This window comes from Bradyrhizobium lablabi, assembly GCF_001440475.1.
Lineage (GTDB): Bacteria > Pseudomonadota > Alphaproteobacteria > Rhizobiales > Xanthobacteraceae > Bradyrhizobium > Bradyrhizobium lablabi.
In genome coordinates, this window is sequence record NZ_LLYB01000034.1 from 59993 (window position 1) to 84603 (window position 24611).

A 24611-nucleotide genomic window follows, 5' to 3' on the forward strand; every position below is an offset into this window, starting at 1 on the left:
TAAAGTCGCTGTGCTTTGTCGGAACCTGCTGCAAGCGCGCAATTGTGATACGAACTGTCTAGGCGCCCCGAACTCGCGACTGGAGGATCAGCGCCTAATCACATTGAAGTCGCTCAGAAAATCGTTCCAGCGCGATCGAGCCGGTTGCCGCCACAATGGCTTCGCGGTTCACGAGTATGCCTAGACGTTTGTTCCCTGGTGACAGATAATGCGTCACGGCGTCGCGGGCGACGATGAGTTCCCCGTCCAAATCCACCCACGAGATCAATTCAGATGACCCAGACGGGCGTCTTCGTACAGAGGCTCGGGCAGTTCCTGCACCTGACAGATGCGCCGCCGTCGCTGATCACTCGTTCACTGCGCGGCGTGGAACTCGCCGTCACCGAAACCCGGGATGACAACCCCGTGCCGGGTCTTTCCGGCTCGTTCACCCCAGAGGATGCCTTTCTCGTCAGCCTGAAACTGCACGATTACCCGGACTGCGAACTCTGGGAGAACGGCAAGTGCGTGATGAAAGCCGATGTCCCGGCGGGCGCAACCTATCTGTACGATCTCAAGACCGATCCGCGCTACGTGATCAACAAGCCGTTCCACTCCCTGTTTTTCTATCTGCCGCGCTCGGCGCTCGATGGCCTTTCCGAACAGTCCCGCGCGCCGCGCGTCGATCAACTCGCCTGTGAACTCGGCGTCGGCCATGACGACGCGGTCGTACGCCATATCGGCGCGACGTTGCAGCAGGGGCTAAGTCGGCCGGACGAGACCAACCAGCTTTTCATCGACCATATGATGCTTGCGCTCACTGCGCATGTCGCGCAGGCCTATGGCGGACTACGTCCCGACAATAAGGCGAACCGTGGCGGTCTTGCGCCGTGGCAGGCAAAGCAGGCCTGCGAAAGGCTCGAGGCAGACCTCGGCGGAAAGCTTTCGTTGGAGCAGATCGCGGCCGAATTCGGCCTTTCTGTCAGCCATTTTTCACGCGCATTTCGAACTTCCACCGGCCTGCCGCCGCACCAGTGGTTGCTTCGCCAGCGCGTGAAGACGGCCAAGCAGCTGATGAGCGTCCGCGACCTGCCGCTGTCGGAAATTGCGATCTCCGCCGGGTTCGCCAATCAAAGCCATTTTACGCGGGTGTTTTCGGCGGTCGTCGGCGTCAGCCCGGGAGCATGGCGCCGCGAAGCGCAGGGTGGTCCGGAAAGCGACACGTAATCCGGATCTCGTTGACGTTTTCTCTCGAAATCGCGATGGACAATTTCGGCTTCGTCCGGTCAGCGGCGCTTCGCCAGTGAAATGGCGTAGACGGCCCGGCGTATCGCAAAGATCTCGTCCGGCGGATAACCGATGCCTTCGGCGAGATTTGCCGGATCGAAGACGGACGCGTCGCACGCGTCATTCGCTTCAATACCGGTGATGACGATCGTTCCCAGCCGCACCGTGTCGCGACTGTCTTCATCCGGCCATCGGACGGTCACGTCCATGGTGGGATCGCCGGGACGGTCGAGCAGCGCCATCACATTGAACCGGACATCGCCTGCAGCAATCCGGCTTTCGAGGTCGTCATGCAGGAAGTCGGGAGGCTTTGCTCGTGCTTCTTCATCGGTCAGCGTGGCGTCTTCGCCCACCGGAACGGCCTTGAACTTGATGAACCGCGTCTCGCCCTTCGCATTCGTCGCGGGAAAAGCGTGCACGCCCCAATAGGTCGTGGCCGCAAAGCTCGCCGGTGGCGGACGGCCGGCGATGTAGTTCGCCTGATACAGCGTCTCGGGATTGGCGGCGGAGAATGCCATGATGTTCGCCGTATCCGGCTTGCCGTTCGTCCCCACCATGCGCGCCTTGAGGAAGGCCAGCATCTGGTCGGGCGTCCTCGCAAAATGCATCGGTGCGCTCTGCAGGAGAATGCTCGAGCGATGGTCTCCGTCACCGAGCCTGAAGCTGAAGCCGCGTGGCACGAATTTGTCGGTATCGGCCACGTGCGGATCGTTGCCGCCCACCGAAAAGCGCGCCAGCACGCGTGACGGCCTGGTGAAGCTGCGGGATTTTGTAATCTCTTTCGCCCGGTCCGAGGCGGCATAGGTGCCGCGAACGCACCGGCCTTTGGCGAAGCTCGCGCGCGCCTTCGGATTGCCGGCTACGCCTTGCAGGGCGTCGACGATGGAGGCAGGCGTGGCGGCGCCGGTTGGGAACTCGGACATGCCGAAATCTTGGGCGTGAGCGTTAGGTGTGCGTTTTGGCGCCGGACAGAGCCGGTGTCTTCCTCAAAACGATCAGGCCTTGTCCGATCCTGCTGCCGGCTGCCCATCCGCGAGGCACCATGCGCCGCGGCTACCCCGGCAGCGAACCGGGCGCTCCACCCACAGGCTAATTCACCCTAGACCAGGGGATTAGAAATACGAGCCTCCCGTAGAGTAGCCCAAGCGACGGCACGCGACGCATCCTTGGCGCAATCTCGTCAATGGAAGTGGGAGAGAGAGAGATGCGCGAGTGTCGACAGAGAGCGGCAAGGCCGATTCGATTGCCGGTTCGGTGCCAAGACAAGCTGGCTTATGCTGTCAGCAGCGCGACGGAAGTGGAGGAGGGTGTTTCCGACGAGATGCTTCTGAAGGGGGTTGCGGAAGGCGACAAGGCGTCGATGCACATCATGTTCGCCCGTCACCGCACAAAGGTGTTTCGCTTCATTCAGAGAATCGTCCGGAATGCGGCCATTGCCGAAGATCTGGTCAGCCAGGTGTTTCTTGACGTCTGGCGATCCGCAAACAGGTTCGAAAATCGCGCGCGGGTCACCACATGGCTATTCTCGATCGCACGCCTCAAGGCATTGTGCTCGCTGCGGGAACGAAAGCATGAGGATATCGATCACGACGATGTCGTCGGGATCGCCGATGCCATGGATACGCCCGAAGCGGCGCTCGATCGCAAGAAAACGAGTGCAATTCTACGGTCATGCATCGACCAGCTGTCTCCGGCGCAACGCGAAATCATCGAGCTGATCTATTATCATGAGAAATCTGTCGCCGAAGCCAGCCGGATTGTCGGCATTCCCTGTGCCACCGTAAAGAGCCGGATGTTCTACGCACGCAAGCAACTTGCGCGGATGCTTGTCAGCGCCGGCTTTGAGGCCGCGACGGTCAGAACTGATATTGGTGAGAGAACAGAACGGCCATCGCGTGGATTGCCGTTCGAGATGTGGCCGGGGTCCTCAGCCGTTGCGGCGTTCGAACGGATCGATTGAATGCGCCTGCAAGCGCTATGGGATGCCTGTGTCAGACCGCGCGACTATGCGTTGCCGCGGAATGCGCGAGATGGGCATCGAACGCCGACGCCACGCTCCGCACCAGGAATTCAGCGCCGTCGCTGATGGAAAGCCGATTGTCGATCATCGTCACGGCGCCGTCGGCAATCAGGCTCTCGATCCGCGGCCGATCGACGATAGCGGATCGCGGGTCCCGGCCGTGCGACCGGGATATGCGGGGCAGATCCACGGCTAGGTCGCACATGATGCGTTCGATGATGTCAGCGCGAAAGCGATCTTCGCCGGTGAACGCGTATCCCTTGGCGGTAGCGAACCGGTTTTCGGCGATGCGCGCGAGATAGTCGCGGGTCGAAACCGCGTTCTGTACGAAGCCTTGCGGCATGCGACCGATGGCGCTGGCGCCGAGGCCGATGAGTGTGTCGGCGGAATCGTCGGTATAGCCCTGGAAGTTGCGCTTCAGCTTGCCGTCCTGCTTGGCGAGGGTCAGGCTATCGCCCGGAAGTGCGAAGTGATCGAGCCCAATGCGGACGTATCCGGCGTCCAGCAAGGCTTCGGCGATCGTTTCCGACTGCAGGTGCCGCTCGATGCTGTCAGGCAAAGAGTCTTCAGAAATCTTGCGCTGATGCTTCTTGAACGTGGGAATGTGGGCATAGCCGAACACCGAAAAGCGGTCCGGCCTCAACTCGACGCATTTGGCGACGGTATCGAGGCACGAGTCCACGGTTTGCAGCGGCAGCCCGTAGAGCAGGTCGAAATTGATCCGGCCGACACCCGCCCGGCGCAGGCGTTCGACGGAGCTAGCGGTTTGTTCGAAGCTTTGCAGCCGGTTGATGGCCCGCTGCACGGCGGGATCGAAACTCTGGACACCCAGGCTCGCCCGGTTGACGCCGCTATAGCCGAGCGCCTCCGTCATCGACTCCGTCAGCGTCCGCGGGTCGATCTCGACCGCGATCTCGGCATCGGGCAGGACGAAGAACGAGTGCCGCAACGCGCCGACGAGATCCACGAAGGTTTCGGGCGACATGATCGTCGGCGTGCCGCCACCGAAGTGAACGTGCGAGATCGGCATTCTCTGACCAATTGTCTCGGCGACAAGCCGCGCTTCGGTGCGCAGCCCCGCTGTATAGGTCGCGATCGGATCGTCGCGCTTGGTGACCGACGTGTGGCAGCCGCAATACCAGCACATGGACCGGCAGAACGGCACATGCAAATAGATCGAGGGGGGCTGCTGGACCGGCATCGACTTCAGCCATTTCCGATAGTCTTCCTCGCCGATCGCCGGCGAGAAATGCGGGGCCGTGGGATAGCTGGTGTAGCGCGGCAGCCTGTCCTGCCCGTAGGATTGCGCCAAGTCCGATCGCATCTGCTGTTCTCCTTCCGCTTCACGATCAATTATCGGACTTGGCGCGGAGGGACTTTGTTCTAGCTCAACCCGCCGGCATGTCGCCGGCTATGCTCTTCGCAGCAGCTTCGCGACGCTCCGGGTGACCGCTGTAACGACGGGCGGGGAGGGCTCCATGACCAGCCTGAAGCCGAGATTGGCCGGCGGGACGCCGGCGGCGCAGCCGCCGGACCTGGGATCGCGGATGAAGTCGGTCATATAGGAGCGATGGGCTCCCTGCACGACGCGTACGCCGCAATTGGTGTTGGTGGTCCGCTCCTGTCCACCGTCGAGCGAAACGCGAACGAAGCAGCTATTTGTCCACTCCCAGACATTGCCGCCGAGATCGTCCAGTCCGTTGCTGTTGGTGCCGAACGTACCGCCAGGCTGTGCGGCCGTCGCGACCGGCCTGGCGCGGGCAGATTCGGTTTCATAGCGAGCGATCCAGGCCTGTGCGGGATCGCTGGGATCGACCAGTGGCATCGCTTCGTCGCGCGCCTTCTCGGCGGCGGCGAATGTCCACTCCGCATCGGTCGGCAGACGATAGGTGACACCGGTCTTGCGCGATAGCCATACTGCGTAAGCCGAGGCATCGTGCCAACTGACGCCGACGACGGGTGCGTCCTGCGGGCTCGCGGGAATGGCGATGCGCGGGCAGGCGCCTTCATCGACGCAGCGCCCATATTCGGCGACGGTGACCTGCCGTTTCATGATGACGAGATCGGTGGGCAGGCGGAGCTCTCGCAACGGCCCTTCGACCGGCCGGCCGTTCCGTGAGAAATCGCCGGCGGCGCGGTAGCTGAAGGAAGCGGACGGCAGGCGCCTGGCTCCGTCCTGATCTTGCGGTGGGGTGGGCGCAAAGGCGGTTGCCACGATCGGCGCTGCCAGCGCGCCTGCGAGCATTGCCAGCTTTACTTTCATCAGGATGAGCACGACATCGCCTCCTCTTCGTGCGACGGCCCGCGGCGATAACCGCGGGCCGTCATTTTCGGCGCTACCTAGCGGGTGACGGCCACCGGGTCGGCGGCACCGATCTTGTCCGGCGGGACCGGGCCGGGAGGGGTGACCTGCTTCATGAGGTCCTCGTTCCACTTGCCCTCTACCTTGATGTGCGCGCTGGCACCGAGTTCGACCGCCTCGATCAGGTTGTGGTTGACGTAGGCGTAGATGCCGGGCTCACGGAAGGTGTAGAGAGCAGCGCCGGCCGAGCCGCCACGAACGAACCAGGTCTCGAGGTCCTTCTGCGGCGGATTGTTGAACTTGCCGGCCTCCCAGACGTAGTCGCCATGCCCGCCGATCAGATGGGGGCGGGTATCGCGATTGGCCTGCGAATGCACGAGCATGACAGTCTCGCCTACCTTTGCGGTCATGGCGTTCTTGCCGGTGAGCGATCCAACCCGCCCGTTGAACACCACGTGGGTCGGGATCAGCTTGCGCATGACCTCGGTCGTATCGGCATAGGATTCGCCGATGGTCTCGTAGGTCTTGTACTTGCCGTTCGCATCCTTCGGCACGTAGAGGTCATTTTCGCCGATGTAGAAGATCTTGTCGTAACGCAGCGCCTTGCCTTCGGCGTCCTTCAGGCCGTCGCGCGGCAGCACCATCACCGTGCCGTGCATGCCGGAGACGACGTGCCAGGGGATCATGCCTTCGGGCGCGCAGTGATAGACGAAGACGCCGGGGCGCGTCGCCTTCCAGCGCAACACCACCTGCTCGCCGGGATTGACGTGGGTCAGCGCGCCGCCGCCCAATGCACCCGTTGCCGAATGCAGGTCGATGTTGTGCGGCATGCTGTTGGAGGCGGGGTTGACCAGCGTGAGCTCCATGTAATCGCCTTCGTGGAGCACCATCATCGGGCCAGGCATCGATCCGTCGAACGTCATCGCGTGGAATTTCGTGCCGGCATCGTCGATGACGACTTCCTTCTCCCGAATCGTCAGCTTGAATTCGACGATCTTCGGTCCCGCCTTGGTCGCCTGTTCATGCGCGTGGACGAAGGGCGGAGCCACCAGTTCGACCTTCTGGCGCGGCAGCTTGAGATCGTCTGCTGGTCCCGCCACGGCCGGTGCGGCCATCATCAGCGCCGCGACAGCGGCACCCATTAATGCAGTCCTTCTCGTCAGCATGATGCTCTCCATCGCTTTATGCGTCCCAATTCGATGGGTGCATCATGCGCGACGTGGCCGCGAGTCTCTTTGCGCTGGAACAAGGAGAAACGCTTTATTGGCCGATGAAGCGGATCGATCGGAAATTTGCGCGAGAGCAAAGAGCGCTGGAAGTTGCCGGGCTACCGTCGTTGGATGGGAAAGGCCGTCGAGGCTCGAGGTGAAGCGCCGGCTTACGGATTGGGTTTACGATTCAGAGCGCCTTCATCACCTTCGGCAAGGACATGCAGTCTGTTGGCATCGCGCAGCACGATGCGCTGCCTGCCACCCTCGACCAATCCCTGCTGCTCCCATGCGCTGAGAATCCGGCTCACCGTGTGCAGCGTGGTCCCCGTCATCTCGGCGACGTCCTGCCGGCTGATCGGAAAGTCGATCTCGACGCCGGCATCGACTTTCCTTCCGGCCTGCTTGGCCAGCCGAAGTAGCGCATGCGCGACGCGTTGCTCGACCTGTTCGTTCGACATCTCCAGGACACGGGCCTGGGTGTCCTGCAGGCGGCTGCCGACGGTCTGCAGCGCGCTTGAAGCGAGGCTCGGATATTTGGTCAGCAGGCGATTCCAGGATGATGAGGGCCAGGCGAGCGCGATGCTGTCGACGGCGGCCACGGCGGTGGCCGGATAATGCGTCAGGTTCATGGCCTGGGCGACACCGAACAGTTCGCCGCCCGAGACGTAGCGCACGACGGACTGCTGTCCCTGTAGCGTGACCTTCTCGACGCGAAGATGGCCGTGAAGCAGGAGGTAGAAGTGATCGGCTTTCGCGCCCTGATCGAACACGGCGCTTCCCTTCGGATATCGAATCGAGCGCGCTTCGCGCAGCAGCTCGTCCTGCTCGGCGGGCGCAAGGCCGGCGAACATCGGCAGGTTGGCGACCAGGGAGCGGTCGACGGAGGCCATCGATATCCTCGTTTCAATACTTGCGGAGAGTATCCGCGGCGGCGGCAAGCCTCAACGACTTGCAAAGCTCTTAATGCAGGATTCGGCACGAAGATTGCGCTAGCGCAATATTGGCAAAACCAGGCGGCGATATCTGATCCCCGGGAGCCCGGTAGAGGCCGGGCCAAGTTCCAGGAAAACGGGAAAGAAACGGGAAAACATGAGAAAGATTGCGATGTTGGCCGCGGCTGCGGCTGCTCTGGTTCTGACCGGGAGCGCCCGGGCGGCGGAGGTCGAGGTCAAGCTTCTCAACAAGGGAAGCGACGGCACAGTGATGGTGTTCGAGCCGGCTTTCGTGAAGGTCGCGCCCGGCGATACCGTCAAGTTCGTGTCCACGGACAAGGGACACAACGCAGAGTCCATCAAGGGCATGCTCCCCGAGGGCGCGGCGCCGTTCGTCGGCAAGAACAACGAGGATATTGCCGTCAAGTTCGAGCAGGAGGGCGTCTACGGCATCAAGTGTCTGCCCCACTACGGCATGGGAATGGTTGCGTTGATCGTGGTCGGTAAGCCCGGCAATGTCGATCAGGCCAAGGCTGTTCCGCAGGTCGGCAAGGCAAAGCAGGTCTTTGCGAAGCTGTTCGACACGCTCGAGGCCAGCAAGACCGCATCCAGATAGCGGTTTACCGCCAAGCTTTTCCAATGGGTCGGATGGATGAGCAGGGGGTTCGTCCATCCAGACATTGTACCAGATGCCCGATTTGCGCCCGCACGGAAAACGCAGCGCCTCGATCCCGGCGGTGCAGACCTGGCCGAGTTCGAGGTCGCAGTCATCGGCAAGCGCAATCGGAAGCCAGCCTTCGTGCGAGATAGCGTTGCGCATCGCGATGATCCGTCGCCGAATCCACGAGCGCTCCTTGATCTAGCGCAAGGTCGTCTATTGAGATGGCTTTGTATCGGCCGAGCAGCAGGAACAACAGTCCGCTTTGCTCTCGATGAAGGGCGGGATCGAGGTTTCGTCTCCCAGCTTCCGGAGAAGGTCGTCGGTGATCGCCTCGAAAAGCTTGCGTTCGATAGCGCTGTCGCTCCGGCTTCGCCCTCGCAATCTCTCGAAAATCCGCATCGCATCCTCCGTTGATCGTGGAACCAAAAATGCAGCCGGGAAGCAGCACGGTCTTTGTCGGAGATCAAACATCCCGCCGAACGATGCGGCAATTTGTGCTTCGACAAAGAGCGCTGGCCGGAACGGCTTATGATCGCAGTGAATGAACAGGGGTCACCATGGCGACGATGCAGAAATTGAGGGCCTATCAGGGGCCGGCGCTGTTTTCCTACGGTTTCCGGCCGTTCTTCCTGTTCGGCGCCATCTATGCCGGCGCGACGGTTCCGCTGTGGCTTGCGGTATTCGCCGGTCACGTCTCGCTGCCGAGCGCGCTCGCGCCGCGAGACTGGCATGTCCATGAGATGCTGTTCGGCTATGTCGGCGCTGTGATCGCGGGCTTTCTCCTGACGGCGGTGCCGAACTGGACAGGCCGGCTTCCGATCCAGGGTGTTCCGCTTGCGATCCTGTTTGCCACCTGGCTCGCCGGGCGGTTGGCTGTGACATTCTCCGGCTTCATCGGCTGGGAAATCGCGCTGGCGGTCGACGCCGCCTTTCTCGCGCTGCTCGCTGGCGCAGCCGCGCGCGAGATCGTCGCCGGCCGCAAGTGGAATAATCTGATGGTGGTCGGCATCATCTCGCTGCTGGCCATCGTCAACATCGCGTTTCATGTCGAGGCGCATCTCGGTGGCGTGGCGGAATATTCCACGCGCCTCGGTGTAGGCCTCGTGGTTACGCTGGTCTGCGTGATCGGCGGGCGGATCGTTCCGAGTTTTACGCGCAACTGGCTGGCGCGCCGCGAACCGGGACGGCTGCCCGTGCCCTTCGATCGCTTCGATGCGATCACGATGGTCGCCGGCGTTTGCGCCATGATCGCGTGGGTCGCGGCGCCTTCGAGCCGTTTCATCGCAGCCGCACTCGGCGTTGCCGGTTTGCTCCACCTCGTGCGCCTGGCGCGTTGGGCCGGCGATCGGACCGTGTCAGACCGCCTCGTGCTGATCCTTCATGTGGCTTATGCATTCGTGCCGGCCGGTTTCCTTCTCACGGCGCTGGCTGCCGTGGACCTCGTCGCCCCGAGCGCCGGGATCCATGCCTGGACCGGCGGCGCAATCGGTTCAATGACGATCGCGGTGATGACGCGTGCGTCGCTCGGCCACACGGGCCAGGCGCTTTCGGCGTCCGTCGCTACCCAGCTTGTCTACGCGTCGATCGTCGTCGCCGCGCTGGCACGGATATGTGCGGCGCTCGAACCGAGCCATGCGATTCCGCTTTTGACGGTCGCGGGTGTGGCCTGGGCGGGGGCATTCCTTGGCTTCGCGGTCGTCTACGCCCCGCTGCTGTGCCGCGCGCGCAAGTTCTGAAGAGGTACGATGATCGGCGCCAGCATATCACGATGGACGATGAGCTACTTCGCGATGGCGCTCGCGTGGTTGTTCGTCGCGCTGGCGCTGATGGTCGCGCGCGTCGGTTTTCCGGCGGCGCATCTGGCATCGCCCGATACCCTCGTACTGGTACACGTGGTCTGCATCGGCTGGCTCAGCGTGGCGATGTGCGGCGCGCTGCTGCAGTTTGTACCCGTGCTCGTGGCAAAGCCGCTGTATTCGGAGAAATGGGCATTGCCCGCGCTTGGGCTGTTGACCGCAGGTCTGGTCGCGCTGCTCGCGGGTTTTTTGGGATTGGGTGGCCGGCTTCCCGCCTGGCACTGGCTCCTTCCGGTTGGCGCAGTGCTGCTGACCGTCGGGTTCGGCCTGATCGTTATCGATCTCGGATTGACTGCATGGCAGCGGCCGGCCGGCCCGGCACGCTTTGTCCTGGCAGGGCTGGCTTCGCTCTGCGCCACCGTCACCTTCGGCGCGATCTTCGCATTTGCGCATGCGGGGTGGGCGGGATCGATCGGGGCATCGATGCTGGCGAGCGGGGTTCCGCTGCACGCAATCGCCGGCCTTGGCGGCTGGTTGACGTTGACGGCGATGGGGGTGAGCTATCGGTTGCTATCCATGTTCATGCTCGCGCGCGATGTTGACGACAGGAAGAGCAGCATGACGTTGGCAGCCGGTGCGCTCGCCATCACCATCGCCGTGGTCGGCGGCATTTTCGCGATCTGGCTCTCTTCCGGATTGAATGCCGTATTGTCGGTGGTCGCCGCCCTTGGGCTCGCAACGATTGCTCTATATGGGCGCGACGTGATCGAGATCTTTCGGAGCCGCAAGCGGCGTCAGCTCGAACTCAACACGCGGATGGCGGTATTGTCCTTTGTCAGCCTCGCGGCGTCGGGCTTGCTGGGTGTGATGCTCATCTTGACCGGTACTTTCGCCACGCATCTCGGCGCGTTCGTGTTTCTCGTTATCTTTGGCTGGTTGTCGGGTCTCGTTCTCGCCAAGCTCTACAAGATCGTGGCGTTCCTGACCTGGCTCGAGACCTACGGGCCCGTGATGGGACGCGCGCCAACACCGCGCGTTCAGGATTTGGTTGCGGAGGCGAGGGCATCAAAATGGTTCGTGATCTACCACATGGCCGTATGGTTCGGCACGCTGATGCTGCTCGCTGATCAACCCTCGGCATTCCGCGCGGCCGCGGCGATGATGATGATCGGTATCGTCGGCATTATCCGCGAAGTGATCCGGACACGCCAGCTTGCGGACGTCCAGAGTCCGCTGCGGTTGCCGGACGGCGCCTGCGCGCCGCATCTGCTGTTTGCCAGAAGTTGACGATCAAACGAAAGGAGCAAGCATGACCGAATATATCGATGTCGACGTCCGTCCGATCCTGCGTGCAGGTGGCGAGCCGTTCTCGGTCATCATGTCCGCGCTCGAACGGCTCGAACCCGGGCAGGGGCTTCGTCTCTATGCCACGTTCAAGCCGGTGCCGTTGTTCGCGGTGATGGCGGATAAGGGATTCGCGCATTCGGCACAGGCGCTCGATGCCGGCGAGTGGGAAGTGCTGTTCACGCCCGCGGAAACAAAACAGGCCGCGTTCGTGGCCCGAGCAGCAACCTTCGATACCTGGCCCGAACCGACGGTCCAACTCGACAATCGCGATCTTGAGCCGCCGGAGCCGATGGTGCGCATCCTTGCGGCTGCCGAGAAACTAGGACCGGGTGAAACGTTGTCAGCGCTGCTGCGGCGCGAGCCCGTCTTCCTGTTTCCGCAACTCGAGAAGCGCGGATATCGCTGGCTCGGCGGGTTCTCGCCGGATGGCGCAACGTACGAGCTGACAGTAAGGGCGCCGTCATGACCAACGAACTGGTCGGGGGGATCAGGGACGCGCTGTGTGTCGTGATCGACCCTGAACTCGGTTACAACATCGTCGATCTCGGCTTCGTCTACGACATCTCGGTCGTCGACGGCGCCGTTCGCATCACGATGACCGCGACCACGCCGGGATGCCCTGCGGTCCATTTCCTGAAAGAGGGCGTAGCGAGCGCCGTCGTACGGGTGCCGGGCGTCCGTTCCGTCGATATCGTGATGACGTTCGATCCGCCCTGGGCACCCTCGCGCATCGAGCCGGAGATCCGGGCCTCGCTTGGCTTTGCCGCAGTGAACTGAAGTCCGCAAAATGGCGATTACGATCGAGATCGACCACGCGAAGACGCGCAGGCTTGCCGCAGCGGCGACAGGCCAACCGGTCGTGCCGCAGGCCGTCAAGGGACGGATCCGGCGGATCAAGTGGATCATCCTGCTGCTGACGCTCTCGGTCTACTACATCACGCCGTTCCTCCGGTGGGACCGGGGGCCGAACGCGCCGGATCAAGCCGTTCTGCTCGATTTTGCGCACGGACGGCTCTACTTCTTCTTTGTCGAGATCTGGCCGCAGGACCTCTACCTGGTCACGGGGCTGCTCGTTCTTGCCTCGACCATCCTGATCCTCACCAACGCGCTGGCGGGGCGGCTGTGGTGCGGCTTTGCCTGCCCGCAGACGGTCTGGACCGACCTGTTTCTGCTCGTCGAACGGCTGATCGAGGGCGACAGGCGCCAGCGCTTGAAGAACCTGGGCGCACCGGTTGGCGTCAAACGGGCGATGCAGATCGTCGCAAAGCATTCCGCCTGGCTCTTGATCTCATTCGCGACCGGCGGCACGCTGATCTTCTACTTCACCGACGCGCCGGAGCTGCTGCAAAGCTTTGCGCGCGGCGACGTCTCGGCCAATGCGCTTGGCTGGATCGTTGTTTTCGCCGGCACCACCTATGGCCTGGCAGGCTTTGCGCGTGAACAGGTCTGCACCTTCATGTGCCCATGGCCGCGCCTGCAAGGCGCGATTTGGGACCCGGAAGCTTTCACGGTCAATTACCGCGACTACCGCGGCGAGCAGCGGATGTCGGCCAAGAAGGCCGCCGAACTCCGCCTGCAGGGCAAGCCGGCGGGGGACTGCGTCGACTGCAATCAGTGCGTCACGGTGTGCCCGATCGGCATCGACATCCGTGAAGGACCGAACTTCGCCTGCATCAATTGCGGACTGTGCGTCGATGCCTGCGATAGCGTGATGTCGAAGCTCGGCCGCCCGCGTGGCCTGATCGACTACGAAAGCTGGGACAATATCGAGCGTGGCCGCCGTGCCGAACCGCCGGTCAACCGGCTGGTCCGTCCGAAAACCGTCGGGCTGACGGCGGCGTGCCTGGTGTTGACGGCTACGATCGTCTTTTCATTCATGGCCAAGACCGACGCTACGCTTTCGGTCCAGCATGATCGCGATCCCCTGGCGGTCCGGCTCTCGGACGGATCAGTGCGCAATGGCTACACGGTCAAGCTGCTGAACAAGTCGTCGGCCGCCCACGCCTACACGCTTTCGGTCAGCGGCGTGGATGCCACAATGGCCATTATCGGCAACGAGAGCCAGGCCCCGATCGAAGTGCCTGCCGACGGCTCCGGAGCCGTCCGGGTCACGCTTACCGCCGCGAGCCCGCGGGATGCCGAGGTCGTGTTTACGGCGCGTGATGAGACCGGCACCACGATTCTCTCTGCAAAGGATAGGTTCGTCGAACGCTGAAGCGTGGCCTGGTGTGAGGCAGACGAAAAGTCGCTGCATTGTCGCCGTGCAGCTTGCGCCCGATCAAAGTGAGGGACGCCGGGATTTGCCATATTTGCGCAGTAACCCGGCCTGATCGGAGGTTCTGACATGCTTTACCGCTTCAGCAAAATCGCGCTGATCGCTGCCGCTCTGACGACGTTCGTCGGCTCTTCGCCGGCTGCTGCCCACGACATCGTCGTGAAGCAGGCCTGGAGCCGCGCGACGCCTAAAGGGGCGAAAGTCGCGGGTGGGTACCTCTCGATCGAGAACCGCGGAATCCAGCCTGACCGGCTGCTTTCAGCGTCGAGCAACGCAGCCGCCAAAGTCGAGATCCATCAGATGGGCCTGCAGGACGGCATCATGACGATGCGGGCTCTCGACGACGGCCTGGTGATCCCTCCTGACGCCACGGTGACGCTCGCGCCGGGAGGAGATCACGTCATGTTCGTCGGGCTGATCGCGCCGTTCGAGGAAGGGCAACGCATCCCCGTTTCGCTGAATTTCGAGCGTGCCGGCAAGGTCGATGCGAGTTTTGAGGTCGGAAGCGTCGGCGCCAAAGGGCCCCGATTGCAGGTTGCCTCGACGGAACCTGCCGCGCCAGCGGCGTCTCGCGCGCCGGCCGCGGCAACCGAGGAACCCTTCTTCACCCATATCTGCGGAACGCGCGTGATGGCCAACGTCACGGTCTCACCAGGCCGGAGCGGTCCGATCGAGGTCCTGGTGCAACTCGAAGATGGCGATGAGAAGCCTCTCGCGGTCGATGCGCTTGCCGTGACCCTGTCCAATCCCGACAAGAATATCGCTCCCGTCACCGCGGCAGCCGAGCGCGTGGCGGCCGATAGCTGGCGCGTCCGCCTGACGGCTGCGGCGAGCGGGAGATGGTCGCTGTCGCTCGGCATCGACCTTGCGAAGGACGACCGGGTCGACATCGCGGCCCCGATACTCATCGAGTGACACGACGCTACTGCGTCGTGAACAGCACCACCGCGATTGCGATCGACAGTCCGACGGCGGATGCGGTCGCCGTCGTGGACAGGACGCCCATCGCCCTGAGCGCACCGGCAAAGGCGATGATGATGGGTGCGGCGGTCAGCAGGCTCAGTTGTGCGTCGCTCATGGCGCTCCGTCCTCATTGTTCCAAGGTTCGCCGTATCTAGCGGCCATGATGGCCGTTGACGTTGCGCTCCCGCAAGGAGCGTTGCGACAGCCGCATCCAGTCCCCGTATTTGCTCGGCGACAAAGAACCCGTTCTGCCGGGGATGATAGGCGTCGATCGGGAGATCGAATGTCTACTGCGGATTGCGAACAGGACGAGGCGGGCTGGGGTGTCTTCGAAGGGCTCCCTGGCGACCCCATGATGTGGGTCCTCGTTCTCAGCGAGCTCGTGGCCTTCGGTCTCTTCCTCGGCGCATTCATCGTCGCCCATGCGGTCAAGCCGGCCATATTCGCGTCGGGCCAGGCCTCACTCGATGTGACGCTTGCCGGATACAACACGATTGTCCTGGTGACGAGCGGGTGGGCGGCGGCGAGAGGTGTCGCATCGGCGCGCGCAAATGCGCGCCGTCATGCGCGACTTTGGCTGCTTTTCGCGATGGTGCTTGGCGGTGCTTTCGTGACGATCAAGTTTTTTGAATATGCGCAGGAGATCGGCAGCGGTATCGGTCTCGAGACGAGCGTGTTCTTTACATTGTACTTCCTCCTGACCGGCTTTCACCTGCTGCATGTCTGCCTCGGAATCATCATCCTCGCGGTCGTCTGCCGCCGCGCCGATCCGACCCATGTGGAGACGGGAACGATCTTCTGGCACATGGTCGATCTGGTCTGGATCCTGATGTTTCCGATCGTCTACCTGGTGCGCTGAAGCATGCGGTATCAGCCCGACCGTCTGGATCTAACGTTGCTTGCGCTGATCGCGCTCGCCGGCGCGACTATGGCCCTCACTGGCGTCACCCGCGGCCTGCTGTTCGCCGATGGAGCCGTTCTCGCCATTGCTGCAATCAAGGGCCGCAGAATCCTGCTGGATTACCTCGATTTGCGGTCCGCGCCGCCGCTCTGGCGCGGGCTTGCGACCGCGTGGCTGATGCTCATCGTGGGCTTCGCCTGGGCGGTGTCCGCCGTCTCCGTTCTGTTGTCCTGATTGAGAAATCCCGCGAACGGCTCGGGATCGTCGGGATGCTTGCGCCGGCACAAAGAGCGCCGGACGCGGGTGAATAAATTGACGCGACCGCTCAACTATTCAGCACACCAACCGGAAAGGACCCGTAATGGCTGAACGCCTTACCAAGTCGGCGGCTCGCAACGTCTTCTACGGCGGATCGGCCTTCTTCTTCGCGATCTTCCTCGGGCTGACGGCGCACAGCCACTACTACATGGTCACTACGTCGACGGACGAGAAGACGCTGACCAGCTCCGTGGCGCGCGGCAAGCACGTCTGGGAGAAGCACTCCTGCATCAACTGCCACACCTTGCTGGGCGAGGGCGCGTATTTCGCGCCTGAGGTCGGCAACGTCTGGGATCGCTGGGGTGGCAACGAGGATCCAGCCACCGCCAAGGAAATCCTGAAGTCGTGGATGCAGGCGCAGCCGTCGGGCGCGCCCGGCCGCCGGCAGATGCCGCAGTTCAATCTCACCGATCAGGAACTCAACGATCTCGCCGATTTCCTGCAATGGACCAACAAGATCAAGACGCAGAACTGGCCGCCGAACAAGGCCGGATGAGCCTTTCACCCCGACAGCCGTTTTAGGAACCTCACGATGAGATACGAAACCCAGAAAGTCGCGATGCTGTATTTCTACGGCGCGCTGACGCTTTTCCTCGCTCAGGTGCTGTTCGGCGTTTTGGCCGGCACCATCTACGTCCTGCCCAACACCCTGTCCGTTCTCCTGCCGTTCAACATCGTCAGGATGATACATACCAACGCGTTGATCGTATGGTCGCTCATCGGTTTCATGGGAGCGACCTACTATCTCCTGCCGGAGGAGACCGAAACCGAACTGTATAGCCCTTTGCTGGCGAAGATCCAGTTCTGGATGTTCTTCGGTGCTGCCGGCGCCGCCGTGGTCGGTTACCTCTTTCACTACCATGAGGGCCGCGAATTCCTCGAACAGCCGTTCGTGATCAAGATCGGGATCGTCGTCGTCTGCCTCATGTTCCTCTTCAACGTGACGATGACAGCCTTGAAGGGCAGAAAGACGACAGTCACCAACATCCTGTTGTTCGGCCTCTGGGGCGTTGCGATCTTCTTCCTGTTTGCATTCTATACTCCGAAGAATCTCGCGGTCGACAAGATGTACTGGTGGTACATCGTGCATCTCTGGGTCGAAGGCGTCTGGGAGCTCATCATGGCCTCCGTGCTCGCCTTCCTGATGATCAAGCTCAACGGAATCGATCGCGAAGTGGTCGAGAAGTGGCTCTATGTCATCATTGGCCTTGCACTGTTCTCCGGCATCCTCGGCACCGGCCATCATTTCTACTGGATCGGCGCGCCCGGCTATTGGCAGTGGATCGGTTCGCTGTTCTCCACGCTCGAGGTCGCGCCGTTCTTCACCATGGTCATCTTCACCGTGCAGATGACCTGGAAGGCAGGCCGCAAACATCCGAACCGGGCCGCGCTGCTCTGGTCCGTCGGCTGCTCCGTGATGGCATTCCTCGGCGCCGGCGTGTGGGGTTTCCTGCACACCTTGTCCTCGGTGAACTACTACACGCACGGCACCCAGGTGACGGCGGCGCACGGACATCTCGCGTTCTTCGGCGCCTACGTGATGCTGAACCTTGCCGTGATGGCCTACGCGATCCCGCAACTGCGCCAGCGCGCGCCGTACAATCAGTGGCTCAGCATGGCGAGCTTCTGGATCATGTGCACCGCGATGATGACGATGACGTTCGCGCTGACCTTCGCTGGCGTGATCCAGGTTCATCTGCAGCGCGTGCTCGGTCAGGGCTTCATGGAGGTACAGGACCAGCTTGCTGTGTTCTACTGGGTCAGGCTCGGCTCCGGCGTGTTCGTTCTGATCTCGGCCCTGATGTTCGTGTGGGCGGTTCTGGTGCCGGGCCGCGAACGCCCGGCGGTCGCGCCCGCTGCACTCCAACCCGCCGAATAGGCTTCAGGCGGCCGGTCATCGACGCGGCCGGCCGCCGCTCTAATGCTGGAGATTTGATATGAAGGCCGTACTTCACGCCGTCGGAGCGACACCCAAGATTCCGGCCTACGTTCCAAGCGGCAACGAATGCATGCTGTTCGAGCACGCCTGGCGGCGTCGTCTGCCGGTTCTGCTGAAAGGGCCGACCGGCTGCGGCAAGACCCGCTTCGTCGCCCATATGGCGGCGCGGCTCTCCTTGCCGCTGCACACCGTCGCCTGTCACGACGATCTGACCGCGGCCGATCTCACCGGACGCTATCTGCTCAAGGGCGGAGACACGGTGTGGACCGACGGTCCGCTGACCCGCGCCGTGCGGGAAGGCGGCATCTGCTACCTCGATGAGGTCGTGGAAGCGCGCAAGGACGTCACTGTCGTGCTGCATCCGCTGACGGACGATCGCCGCATCCTGCCGCTCGAGCGCACCGGTGAAGAACTGGTCGCGCCGCAGGGCTTCATGCTGGTCGTGTCCTACAACCCGGGTTATCAAAGTCTGCTGAAGGCTTTGAAACCGTCCACGCGGCAGCGCTTCGTTGCGATCGAATTCGACTTTCTTCCAGCTGAGCAGGAGATCGAGGTGGTCGCTGCCGAGAGCGGACTTGCGCCGGAGCGCGTGCGTCCGCTCGTGGCGCTGGCGGGCCGGCTGCGAGCGCTCAAAGGACAGGATCTCGAAGAGGGCGTATCGACGCGCCTGATCGTCTATTGTGCGACACTGATTGCAGCGGGAAACCCGACCGTGGATGCCGTGCTCGCCGGCATGATCGAGCCGCTCACGGACGACGCCGATGTCAAGGCCGCGCTCCTCGATGTGGCCCGAGCGGTGATCGGATAAGCCATGCTGGATTTCCTCGAATTGGAGGAAACGGTTGGCCGCGCCTGGCATCGGCTGGTGGGCGCTACGGCGAGCTATCCGGTTTATGCCGGGGAGGCCGCAACGCTTGCGGAAGTGCAGGGACAGATTGCGGTCATGTTCCGTGCGCTGGGCGGGGAGGCGGGCGTGCAGATCGCCGGCGCCAGGTCGCGAAAGTCTGGCCATCGGCTCGGCTGGCGGCAGCGTATCGGCCTTGGCGACGAGAGCCTCGATCATCCCGGCCGCGATCGGGCGACCGTCTTTCTGCCTGAGAGCATCGCCCTGTTTCCGGATCGCGAGCTCAACGCCTTGCTCTATCGCTGGCTGGCGGCGTGGTTTGCCACCGCGCCGGTGATGACGATCGACGAGACCGATCCGCTGCGGCGCGATCTCCTGACCTTGCGGCGCGCCCGCGAGACGGTCGAAAAAGTAAAGGCGCAGTTCCCTGGCCTGGTCCTTTCATACGAGCGTCTGGCGGCGGCAACGGCGCAAGCGCGACCGCGCAGGCCCCTGCCGCGGGCAGAGCAGGAAGTAGAGCGTATCGTGCTGGCGCTGCTCGGCGTCGATGCGCCGCCGCAGGGCCGGCTGTGGCGAGACGTAACCGGCGCTTCCGATCGGCCGGCAAAAGCGCCGCCCGGATACCGACCAATGCTGCCTTGTCCGCTGTGGGGTGATTGCTGGATACGCGCGACCGCTCCTGCAGAGGTCGAGGATGACGATGCGCCTGTGTCAGGCGATGAGGCGGACTTGCCCGATACGCGCAAGCGCAGGGCTGTCCGCGAGGCCGACGACGGCGGAAAGCGCGATCCGTTCATCCTGAACCGCTTCGAGAAGATACTCGCGATGGCGGAGATGGTGAATGTCGACCGCCCGTCGGACGATGGTGAGGACGAGGATGCGCGCAAGGCGGCCGATGATCTCGATGAGCTTGCGATCGGCCACCGCAGCGGCAAGCCCGCCACAAGGCTGAAATTCGACCTGGATCTGCCGCCGCAAACCATCGATGTCACGCGCCTCGACAGCGGTCGTCTTTATCCGGAATGGGACTATCGCGCCGGTACTTATCTGCCGGACCATTGCCGGGTATTGACGGGGCAGGCGCCGGAGATCGGCGAAAGCTGGTCTCCGGATGCAAACATTCTGCGGCACGTCCGTCATGTGCGGCGGCGCTTCGAGGCGCTGCGGCCGCAGCACGACGTGATGCGCAGCCAGGCAGACGGGTTCGATCTGGATATCGATGCGCTGGTCCGCGCTCGCTGCGATCTGCGGGCAGGCAGCGGATCGCTCGATCGGGTCCATCTGGCGATGCGTCCGCAGCGGCACGACCTCGCGGCAACGCTGTTGGTCGATGTCTCGCTTTCCACGGATGCGTGGGTCGATGGTCATCGCGTTCTCGACGTGGAGAAGGAAGCGCTGCTGGTCCTAGCGCATGGGCTATCCGCCTGCGGGGACCATCACAGCATCCTGACCTTCACATCGCGGCGGCGATCCTGGGTACGCATCGAGGCCGTCAAATCGTTCGAAGAGCCGATGGGAGCCGCCGTCGAGCGACGGATCGGTGCGCTCAAGCCGGGCTACTACACGCGCATCGGCCCGGCCATCCGCCATGCCGCCGCCGAGCTTGCCGGCCAGCCGCAGCGCAAGAAGCTGCTGCTGGTGCTGACGGACGGCAAGCCCAACGATGTCGATCACTATGAAGGCCGCTTTGCGGTGGAAGATACCCGCAAGGCGGTGCGCGAGGCCCGGCGGCTAGGCGTTGCGGTGTTCGGTGTCACCGTCGACGCCGCCGCCCAATCCTACTTTCCCGCCCTGTTCGGGCGCGGCGGCTACGCCATCGTCGGTAACATCAGCCGCTTGCCGGCTGCGCTTCCGGCGATCTACCGGCAATTAGTCCGCTGACGATGGCTGCCAGGATCAACGCAAGTCCAGACAGCCAGAACTCAGGCTGCCGTGACGGCGAGCCTGGATCGGTGGCGACGATATGCGAAGCCAATGCCGGCAAAACCCAGCAGCATCATCGCCCAGGTCGACGGCTCCGGCACGGGGCTGACATTGCCGTAGGAGATGTTGTCGAATTCGAATGAATTGCTCGACGATGCCAGAACGATCTTGTCGAAGTTCAGGCCGGTGAAAGTGACATACGCGTTGGTCAGGGCACCAGACTGGTCGCCGTTAAATCCAAGCGCAGGCACCGCGTTGAGGTTGTTCCCGAAAAGCGTCAGGAACGGGGAAGCGCTGCCACCCAGATAGAACGCGATGCTGTTGTAGGAATCGATCGATCCCCAATACAGGCCGAACTTGTTCTGGGTGCCCGAGAAGGTCAGCGTCTCGGACTTGCCGCCCAGAATGGACATGTAGTTGGTGGTGTCTCCCGCCGGCGTCGCCGAAATGCCCGCCGCCGTTCCCGCCGCATTCTTGGCGATGATGGCGGTACCCGAGAAGGCGATGCCGCCGAACGAGGCCGGTACAGTGCCCCAGTGGATGCTGGTGCCGGAAAACGTGTTCGGCGTGGCAACGCCGTCGAACGTGATGTCGTTGTTGGTATTGCTATTGCCGGCGCTGAACGGGCCGTTGGAAGCGGTGACGACGACGGCGCGGGCGTGATCGCTCCAGATGACGAGGGCAGCGATCGTGCAGAGCGGGGCAAGAAATTTTCGCATTATCGGGATTCCAAATGAATCATTAATATCTTGCCTGACATTTTAAATTCGCGAATTAAATAATGCAAGGTTAATTAAAGGGGAAGGATATCAACGCTAACGGGCAATTCCGCCATTCTTCCTCGGATAACGGGTCAAATGCTCGCCTGTGAGGCCCATTTGTGGGGCTCTTTCTCGCCGCTGCGGGCCTCAGCCGGGCTCTCTTCGTGGGGTGCAATTATTAAAATCCTAACGAATGCGTTGGGCTGGAATTGTTCATGCTGTGGGAGGCGCAATGCCTTCGCACGCGAAAAAGCCATATGGATAAAACTGTAACGGTCGGTTTGAGCGGCGGGCAATAGTCTCACCGCCAAATGCCCCGGAGAGCCCACGAGAGGCTCTTTGGGGGTGTCTGATGTTTTCACGTGATCTGGCCGGTCCGACCAGCAGAGATGCGATCGATGGCTTCGATGCGATCGCCAACGCGCTCGATCAGGGTCTGGATTCCGCCAACGGAAAACGCTCCGGGCTGACCGACTTCCTTGCCATCGCCGCAGGCTGGCTGGTTCTCGGCGCGGTCGTTTTTTACCCCAGCCTCCAGCTCGTTGCGTTCGCGGTCTGCGCGGTTTTTCTCGGAACGCGTTCGTGCGCGCGTCTCATCCTTGGCCCGAGCCCATCCGTCGTGCAGCAGCGCGAAGGCAAACCGCTGCTGGCGGCCTAACTATTCGGCTCCCGCGCTATCTGCAGCCACGGCTGGCTGTGGCAGCGTAAGGTCGCCCATGTGCACCGGGTAGGAGTGCGAAGTCTTGTCCCAGACGAGCGCCGTGCCTGATATCCGGTGACTGAGATAGATGCGCACCGCGCGCCACGTGGCGAAGAAGTTGACGAAATTGCCAACGACCAGTCGCGGCGCGGCCATCAGCGCGTGACGTAAATTGTAGATCATGCCCGTGAACGTCATTCGGTTGAACAGGCGCCAGACCAGAAACAGGAAGTTCACAAAGAACAGCCACATCGCCCAGTTCTGGTTCAATAGCGTATAAACAAACTGCCTTTCGGGATCGAAGACCGCCCGATAGAGCTCGAATATGGTCAGATTGGCGAGCGCAAAATAGGCGAGCATGACGGCAGGGCTCGTGATCACGCCCTTTCTGTCCCGCGCCAGAAAATACTTGGTCCCGAGCGAGCCTTTCCAGCCGTGCTCCTGCGCGCCCTGGAACACGATGCCGAGCAGCCAGCGCGCGCGCTGGCGATAGGCGGCTTCGAGGCCTGACGGAAAGAATTCGCGGGTCGCCACCGGAAGGGTCCGGTGGAGAATGCCGGGGTTGCCGCTGTCGATATCGATGTCGATCGCGTAGCTGGCCGGGTAGGCGATGAACGCTGAATTGAACCCGAGCTCCGAGACGCGGAATGCGATGTCGTAGTCTTCCGTGAAAGACGAGGTACGGAAAGCCTCGCCCTGATTCTGATCGTTGAGATGCTGGATCGCCTCCCGGCTGAAACATGCGGAGACGCCGGCGCAGGGAATGACGCCGCTGATGCGCTGGCGGACCTCGAGGTCCTTGGTGTGCATCTCGGCGAACTCGTCCATGTAGAGGCCGGCGATCAGCGAGGTGATCGGCCGGGAGAACGAGTAGACCGGCAACTGGATGAAGTCGTAGACGTCGACCAGCTTGTTGAAGAGCTTGAGCTCCAGCGGATGAATCAGGTCCTCGGAATCGTGCATCACGATTCCCGCAAACTGGATGTTCTGCTCGGCCTCGAACATGAAGATGTCGGAGATCGTCTGGTTCAGGCAGTCGGCCTTGCTGGTCGGGCCGTCATGCGGCACCAGCACCATGTGGATGTTCTTGTACAGCCCCTGTGCCTTGCGCACCTCGGCCTGGGTGAGGGGATCGTTCAGATATACGCCGACGAAGTAATGCGCGTGCTCGTAGCGCACGAGCCGGGAGTTCGATGAAAGCATCGAAAAAATGACGTCGTGCTCCTTCCAGCACGGCACCATGATAGCGATCGGGCGCTCGGGGATCTGCTCGAGTATCTCCACGCTCGGCAATTCCTTGGACTTGGCATCCGCCGTGCCCATCAGCCGGCTGGTCCAGTACAGCAGGTCCACGAACAGATCGTCGAAGCTGGAGATCGTGATGATCACGGCCGCGATCAGCATCAGAATCTCGACGACATAGAGATATTGAAAGATGAAGGCGGGGGCTTGTGTCATTTCTCAGGACGCGTGGTGAAGCTGGACGATTTCGGCGGAGCGCATTTGCGGCGGCAGGACGAATTGCCGGTAGAGGGCCTCGACGATCCGCTTGCTGGCGTGGCCGTCTCCATAGGGGAATACCGGCCGGGCCATGCGGGTGTATTTCGCGCTGTTCTTGTTCAACTCGGACAGCACACCGAATACCGCGTCGCGCGAAGTTCCAACCAACTCGACAACGCCTGATGCCACCGCCTCGGGCCGCTCGGTCACGTCCCGCAACACCAGAACGGGCTTGCCAAGCGCGGGCGCCTCTTCCTGAAGGCCGCCGCTATCGGTCACCACGCACCAGGCATTCTGTATCGCGGCGACGACATCGCGGTAGCCGAGCGGGTCGACCAGCCTGATCCGGGGATGACCCGAAAGGATCTCGATCGCCGTTTCGCGTGCGTTCGGATTGGGATGAACCGGAAAATACACGGCGACGTCGGGGGTGAGATCGACGAAGGCCCTGATCGCGGTGAACGCGTCGCGCAGCGGTTCGCCAAAATTCTCCCGCCGATGCGCCGTGAGAAGGATGGTCCGCAGCCTTGGAAAGTCGGCGGGCAGCGCCGGTTTCGAAGCCGCGACTTCGAGCAGGGAGTCGATCACCGTATTTCCAGAAACGATGATCTTCTCCCGCGCAATGTTCTCTCGCACGAGGTTCTGCGCCGCGGCCGATGTGGGCGCGCAGTGAAGTGAGGTGGATACGGCGATCGAGCGGCGGTGGAATTCCTCAGGGAAGGGCGCATCAAGGCTCGGCGTGCGCAATCCGGCTTCCACATGCACGAAGGCGATCTTGCGGTAGAACGCCGCGATCGACGACGCGTAGGCGGTCGTCGTGTCGCCCTGGGCGAGAACGCAATCGGGGCGGACCTGCCCGAAATACCGGTCGAGGCGGCGAATGAGCAGGCTGGCGAGAGCCGCCGGCGTGTGACAATTGCTCCGGTGCCGGATCGAGAGGTCCGGACGGAGG

General features: G+C 62.5%; 25 protein-coding genes. 16 read left to right on the forward strand and 9 right to left on the reverse strand.

Features of this window, described 5'->3' with window-relative positions:
* Window positions 1–273: 273 nt before the first annotated feature.
* On the forward strand, window positions 274–1206 hold the full coding sequence (locus CQ14_RS01715; protein ID WP_057856219.1) for a helix-turn-helix domain-containing protein: 933 nt from the start codon (window positions 274–276) through the stop codon (window positions 1204–1206).
* 59 nt (window positions 1207–1265) lie between these two features.
* On the opposite strand, the gene CQ14_RS01720 is transcribed toward CQ14_RS01715, so the two are convergent.
* On the reverse strand, window positions 1266–2189 hold the full coding sequence (locus tag CQ14_RS01720) for a catalase family peroxidase (protein ID WP_057856220.1): 924 nt from the start codon (window positions 2187–2189) through the stop codon (window positions 1266–1268).
* A gap of 260 nt (window positions 2190–2449) precedes the next feature.
* Here CQ14_RS01720 and CQ14_RS01725 point away from each other — a divergent pair, with 260 nt between their 5' ends.
* Window positions 2450–3226, forward strand: coding sequence for a sigma-70 family RNA polymerase sigma factor (locus CQ14_RS01725; RefSeq protein WP_245320117.1), 777 nt, complete (start codon window positions 2450–2452; stop codon window positions 3224–3226).
* A gap of 31 nt (window positions 3227–3257) precedes the next feature.
* Here the strand turns inward: CQ14_RS01725 and hemN are convergent, their stop codons facing one another.
* The 4 genes from hemN to CQ14_RS01745 form a co-directional block, all read right to left on the reverse strand.
* Window positions 3258–4610, reverse strand: coding sequence for an oxygen-independent coproporphyrinogen III oxidase (gene hemN / locus CQ14_RS01730; protein WP_057856221.1), 1353 nt, complete (start codon window positions 4608–4610; stop codon window positions 3258–3260).
* 87 nt (window positions 4611–4697) lie between these two features.
* Window positions 4698–5561 carry a formylglycine-generating enzyme family protein gene (locus CQ14_RS01735; protein ID WP_057856222.1) on the reverse strand — a complete coding sequence of 288 codons (864 nt, stop codon included), beginning with the start codon at window positions 5559–5561 and terminating at the stop codon, window positions 4698–4700.
* Window positions 5562–5626: 65 nt separating this feature from the next.
* Entirely contained in the window at window positions 5627–6754 is a 1128-nt protein-coding gene (nirK, locus tag CQ14_RS01740; protein ID WP_057856414.1) for a copper-containing nitrite reductase, read from the reverse strand.
* A 212-nt stretch (window positions 6755–6966) separates the two neighbouring features.
* Window positions 6967–7689 carry a Crp/Fnr family transcriptional regulator gene (locus CQ14_RS01745; protein WP_057856223.1) on the reverse strand — a complete coding sequence of 241 codons (723 nt, stop codon included), beginning with the start codon at window positions 7687–7689 and terminating at the stop codon, window positions 6967–6969.
* Between the two features lie 199 nt (window positions 7690–7888).
* Between CQ14_RS01745 and CQ14_RS01750 the strand changes: the two genes are divergently transcribed.
* The 7 genes from CQ14_RS01750 (at window position 7889) to CQ14_RS41520 (ending at window position 14725) form a co-directional block, all read left to right on the forward strand.
* Window positions 7889–8347, forward strand: a complete 459-nt coding sequence (locus CQ14_RS01750; RefSeq protein ID WP_057856224.1) for a pseudoazurin — start codon at window positions 7889–7891, stop codon at window positions 8345–8347.
* Between the two features lie 602 nt (window positions 8348–8949).
* The gene (locus tag CQ14_RS01760; protein WP_057856226.1) at window positions 8950–10128 is read left to right on the forward strand and encodes an NnrS family protein; all 1179 of its coding nucleotides are present in this window, start codon (window positions 8950–8952) and stop codon (window positions 10126–10128) included.
* A 39-nt stretch (window positions 10129–10167) separates the two neighbouring features.
* Window positions 10168–11475, forward strand: a complete 1308-nt coding sequence (locus tag CQ14_RS01765; RefSeq protein ID WP_057856227.1) for a hypothetical protein — start codon at window positions 10168–10170, stop codon at window positions 11473–11475.
* A gap of 22 nt (window positions 11476–11497) precedes the next feature.
* The gene (locus tag CQ14_RS01770; protein WP_057856228.1) at window positions 11498–12001 is read left to right on the forward strand and encodes a DUF2249 domain-containing protein; all 504 of its coding nucleotides are present in this window, start codon (window positions 11498–11500) and stop codon (window positions 11999–12001) included.
* Window positions 11998–12312 (forward strand): metal-sulfur cluster assembly factor, encoded by a 315-nt coding sequence (locus tag CQ14_RS01775; protein WP_057856229.1) that lies wholly within the window; start codon window positions 11998–12000, stop codon window positions 12310–12312. Before CQ14_RS01770 ends, CQ14_RS01775 begins: the two co-directional genes overlap by 4 nt.
* A 10-nt stretch (window positions 12313–12322) precedes the next feature.
* Window positions 12323–13750: a cytochrome c oxidase accessory protein CcoG gene (gene ccoG, locus CQ14_RS01780; RefSeq protein ID WP_057856230.1), complete on the forward strand. Its 1428-nt coding sequence runs from the start codon at window positions 12323–12325 to the stop codon at window positions 13748–13750.
* A gap of 129 nt (window positions 13751–13879) precedes the next feature.
* Entirely contained in the window at window positions 13880–14725 is an 846-nt protein-coding gene (locus CQ14_RS41520) for a copper chaperone PCu(A)C (RefSeq protein WP_063800277.1), read from the forward strand.
* Window positions 14726–14732: 7 nt separating this feature from the next.
* Here CQ14_RS41520 and CQ14_RS44390 read toward each other — a convergent pair whose 3' ends face one another.
* Window positions 14733–14888: a hypothetical protein gene (locus CQ14_RS44390; RefSeq protein ID WP_199805412.1), complete on the reverse strand. Its 156-nt coding sequence runs from the start codon at window positions 14886–14888 to the stop codon at window positions 14733–14735.
* A gap of 168 nt (window positions 14889–15056) precedes the next feature.
* Here CQ14_RS44390 and CQ14_RS01790 point away from each other — a divergent pair, with 168 nt between their 5' ends.
* The 6 genes from CQ14_RS01790 (at window position 15057) to CQ14_RS01815 (ending at window position 20656) form a co-directional block, all read left to right on the forward strand.
* Complete coding sequence (locus CQ14_RS01790; RefSeq protein WP_057856231.1) at window positions 15057–15632, forward strand: cytochrome c oxidase subunit 3 family protein; 576 nt, start codon at window positions 15057–15059, stop codon at window positions 15630–15632.
* A gap of 3 nt (window positions 15633–15635) precedes the next feature.
* Window positions 15636–15908, forward strand: coding sequence for a cytochrome C oxidase subunit IV family protein (locus CQ14_RS01795; protein ID WP_057856232.1), 273 nt, complete (start codon window positions 15636–15638; stop codon window positions 15906–15908).
* A 127-nt stretch (window positions 15909–16035) separates the two neighbouring features.
* Window positions 16036–16488, forward strand: a complete 453-nt coding sequence (locus CQ14_RS01800; RefSeq protein WP_057856233.1) for a c-type cytochrome — start codon at window positions 16036–16038, stop codon at window positions 16486–16488.
* A gap of 36 nt (window positions 16489–16524) precedes the next feature.
* Window positions 16525–17871: a cbb3-type cytochrome c oxidase subunit I gene (locus CQ14_RS01805; RefSeq protein ID WP_057856234.1), complete on the forward strand. Its 1347-nt coding sequence runs from the start codon at window positions 16525–16527 to the stop codon at window positions 17869–17871.
* Window positions 17872–17929: 58 nt separating this feature from the next.
* Entirely contained in the window at window positions 17930–18739 is an 810-nt protein-coding gene (locus CQ14_RS01810) for a CbbQ/NirQ/NorQ/GpvN family protein (protein WP_057856235.1), read from the forward strand.
* Window positions 18740–18742: 3 nt separating this feature from the next.
* On the forward strand, window positions 18743–20656 hold the full coding sequence (locus CQ14_RS01815) for a nitric oxide reductase activation protein NorD (protein ID WP_057856236.1): 1914 nt from the start codon (window positions 18743–18745) through the stop codon (window positions 20654–20656).
* A gap of 41 nt (window positions 20657–20697) precedes the next feature.
* Here the strand turns inward: CQ14_RS01815 and CQ14_RS01820 are convergent, their stop codons facing one another.
* A complete protein-coding gene (locus CQ14_RS01820; RefSeq protein WP_057856237.1) occupies window positions 20698–21417 on the reverse strand; it encodes an Npun_F0296 family exosortase-dependent surface protein in 720 nt (239 codons plus the stop codon).
* Window positions 21418–21811: 394 nt separating this feature from the next.
* Between CQ14_RS01820 and CQ14_RS01825 the strand changes: the two genes are divergently transcribed.
* A complete protein-coding gene (locus tag CQ14_RS01825; RefSeq protein ID WP_057856238.1) occupies window positions 21812–22117 on the forward strand; it encodes a hypothetical protein in 306 nt (101 codons plus the stop codon).
* Here CQ14_RS01825 and CQ14_RS01830 read toward each other — a convergent pair whose 3' ends face one another.
* Complete coding sequence (locus CQ14_RS01830) at window positions 22118–23617, reverse strand: glycosyl transferase family protein (protein WP_057856239.1); 1500 nt, start codon at window positions 23615–23617, stop codon at window positions 22118–22120.
* Between the two features lie 3 nt (window positions 23618–23620).
* Window positions 23621–24611: non-hydrolyzing UDP-N-acetylglucosamine 2-epimerase (wecB, locus tag CQ14_RS01835; RefSeq protein ID WP_082649672.1), on the reverse strand; the 991-nt coding region annotated here is incomplete at its 5' end.